Source organism: uncultured Rothia sp., assembly GCF_937976295.1.
Classification (GTDB): domain Bacteria; phylum Actinomycetota; class Actinomycetes; order Actinomycetales; family Micrococcaceae; genus Rothia.
On record NZ_CALJRY010000096.1, the window covers coordinates 1 to 2799 of the forward strand.

A 2799-nucleotide genomic window follows, 5' to 3' on the forward strand; every position below is an offset into this window, starting at 1 on the left:
ACCCGCTCCCTCGCCGCCGACGAATGCAAAGGCGGCCACGTGCGCGTCAACGACGCACCCGCCAAACCCTCCCAAAAACTCAAAAAAGGCGACATCGTGCGTGTGCGCTACCCCGGCTGGGAACGCGTCTTCAAAGTCGAAAAGCTCCTCGTCAAACGCGTAGGCGCCCCCATCGCCGTCACCTGCTACGAAGACCTCTCCGGCCCGCGCCCCGCCTACCTCTCCATGCCGCCGGTCGCCAAACGCGAACGAGGCAGCGGCCGCCCCACCAAGAAGGAACGCCGCGCCCTCGACGAACTACGCGGCCGAGGCGCCTAAAGCGCATCTCACGGAGTGCACCCCACTCCGCGCTCCGGCACCCGCGGCGGCGGCGGGGAGTAGCCTAGAGGGATGAGCACACAGAAGCACCAGAATACTGAACCCGGTAGCACCGAACCCGGCGATACTGCGCCCGCCGCGAACACCGCCGCGACCCCCAGCGCGAACACCGCCGAGCCTTCGCTGAACCGGCGCATCCTCGCCCTCGCTGTACCCGCCTTCGGCGCGCTCATCGCCGAACCCATCTTCGTGCTCACCGACTCCGCCCTCATCGGGCAGCTCGGCAAGGCGGAACTTGCGGGCATGAGTATCGCCGCCACAATCGTCACCACGGTCGTGGGCCTCATGAACTTCCTCGCCTACTCCGTCACGCCCGCCGTGGCGCGCGCCTTCGGTGAGAAGAACCTGCGCCGCGCCTGGCAGATTGGCGTGGACGGAGTGTGGGTCGCCTTCGGCCTCGGCATGCTCCTCATGATCGCCGGATACGCCTTCGCAGACCCGCTGCTGCGCGGCCTCGGCGCGACCGACGAAACCATCAGCTACGCCCTCGACTACCTGCACCACTCGCTCTGGGGCATCCCGCCGATGATGATTATCCTCGCGCAGGTCGGCACGCTCCGCGGACTGCAAGACACCGTCACCCCGCTCAAAGTCGCCACGGTCGGCACGCTCGTCAACATTGCGCTGAACTGGCTGCTCATCTACCCGGTCGGCTGGGGCGTCGCCGGTTCGGCGACCGGCACCTCCCTCACCCAGTGGGGTATGGCTGCCGCGCTCGGTACGGTCATGATGCGCGGCACCCGCGAGCACGCCGTCCGCTGGGCACCGGATACCGCCGGCATGCGTTCGGTGCTGTCCCTTGGCTCCTGGCTCATGCTGCGCACCCTGTCCATGCGCATCGCCTCCCTGCTGACCGTGTTCGTCGTGGCGCGATTCGGTACCGAACACACCGCCGCCTACCAGCTCGGCATGGGCGTGTTCAACCTCTTCCTCTACGCCCTGGACGCCCTCGCCATCGCCGCCCAGGCGCTCCTCGGCAAGGAGCTCGGCGAACGTGACCTGGCTGTAGAATCCGAGCGCGTGAAGGTGCGCCAACTGAAAAACCGGCTGCTGCGCATGAGCCTCATCTACGGCGTGATCACCGGCCTGATTTGCCCGCTCATCGGCTTCTTCGGCTCCTGGATTTTCACGCAGGACGCGCAGGTGGCGTTCCTCTTCACCATCGCCACCGTCATCATTGCCCTCGGCCAGCCCCTCGCCGCCTACGTATTCACCCTGGACGGCATCCTCATGGGCGCGCAGGACGTGAAATACCTGGCAATCGGCTGCTTCATCATGCTCGTCATGTACGTGCCCGTTATGCTCGGGCTGCACTGGGCTGTCGGCACCGGTGCCATGGATGCGCTGACCGGGTATTGCGGCTTGTGGGCGGCATATATTCTGTACTTCCAGGGAATCCGCGCGGTCATTTTCGGTCGCCGCGCCAGCTCGGATGTGTGGATGAAAGCCGGTGCCGAGTAGGGGGTAGGTACCGGCGCTCGCGCATATTTCCTGCGGGCGTAACTCGCCACATTTCGTACCGCCCGCACCCTCTGCGGGTGTAGCATGACAGGGTATTGAAACCCTTATACAAAGGATGAAACCGTGACCGTAACCCGCGAAGAAGCCCTCGAAATTTTCGCCCGCCGCCGCGCAACCCGCGCCTACGACCCCAACCGCCGCATCAGCGACGAAGACTTCGCCGCAATCCTCGAATTTGCGCGCCTGTCGCCCAGCTCCGTCGGCACCGAACCGTGGAAGTTCCTGGTCATCCAGGACCCCGAACTGCGCGAAAAGCTCAAGCCGATCTCCTGGGGCATGGCGGGCACACTCGACGACGCAAGCCACGTGGTCATTCTGCTGGCGAAGAAGGGCCTGCGCTACGACACCCCGTGGATGCGCCGCGTCCTCGAAGGCCGCAACCTCACCGAAGAGCAGATGGAAGCCGCACTCGAACGCTACGGCCACTTCCAGAAGAACGACATAAAGGTCCTGGAAAGCGACCGCACGCTCTTCGACTGGGCATCCAAGCAGACCTACATTGCCCTGGGCAACATGATGACCGGTGCCGCAATGCTCGGCATCGATTCCTGCCCCATTGAGGGTATGAACTACGATGCAGTGAACGAGCTGCTCGCCTCCGCAGGCCTATTCGACCCGGAGGAATACGGCGTGTCCGTTGCTGTGACCTTCGGTTACCGTGCCCGCGAGATTGCCCCGAAGAGCCGCCGCCCCATCGAGGATTTGGTGACCTGGGCGTAAGGTTCTGCCTGGTTTTTAGGCTCGGGCTGTTGAGCCTGGGTTATTGAGGCTCAGGTTTTCGGGCGGGGCGTGTGAGCTGGGTGTTCAACCTATGCGTTCAAGCCGCCGCCCGTGAAAACTAAATATAAAGAAATGCACCGCCTTTACACGGGCGGTGCATTTCTTTATATCTTTTACCGT

3 protein-coding genes are annotated in these 2799 nt (G+C 64.0%); all 3 read left to right on the forward strand.

Going from position 1 to position 2799, the window contains the following annotated elements:
• Positions 1-318, forward strand: a 318-nt coding sequence (locus Q0216_RS02515) for an RNA-binding S4 domain-containing protein (RefSeq protein WP_298592668.1), incomplete at its 5' end; no start/stop codon positions are given.
• A 72-nt stretch (positions 319-390) separates the two neighbouring features.
• A complete protein-coding gene (locus Q0216_RS02520; RefSeq protein WP_298592670.1) occupies positions 391-1839 on the forward strand; it encodes an MATE family efflux transporter in 1449 nt (482 codons plus the stop codon).
• 123 nt (positions 1840-1962) lie between these two features.
• The gene (locus Q0216_RS02525; RefSeq protein ID WP_298592672.1) at positions 1963-2619 is read left to right on the forward strand and encodes an NAD(P)H-dependent oxidoreductase; all 657 of its coding nucleotides are present in this window, start codon (positions 1963-1965) and stop codon (positions 2617-2619) included.
• Positions 2620-2799 lie beyond the last annotated feature (180 nt).